Genomic DNA, 283 nt, shown 5'->3' on the forward strand with positions numbered 1-283 from the left:
AAACCATCCAGATAACGAGGATAATAACGCCCACAGTAATCGCGGAGTCCGCGATATTAAATACGGCAAAACCCTTCACCGACAGGAAATCGACAACGTGGCCGACATAGAAACCGGGCTCCCGAAACAGCCTATCGATGAGGTTGCCCAGCGCACCACCAGCAATAAGCCCCGCCGCAGTCGCCGATATAGGACTGCGCAGCCAATGGGAAAAGCACATCACAGCCAGGATGTAAACCAGCTGCAACGTGGTAAAAACCCAGGTGGCGTTCGTGCCAAAGGA

1 protein-coding gene is annotated in these 283 nt (G+C 53.7%); it reads right to left on the bottom strand.

The annotated features are described in order from the left end of the window. A partial coding sequence (locus tag QP140_RS09945) for a signal peptidase II (RefSeq protein WP_284759495.1) occupies window positions 1-283 on the bottom strand: 283 nt, incomplete at both ends.

The sequence above is a fragment of the Corynebacterium sp. UMB9976 genome (genome assembly GCF_030212265.1).
Taxonomy (GTDB): Bacteria; Actinomycetota; Actinomycetes; order Mycobacteriales; family Mycobacteriaceae; genus Corynebacterium.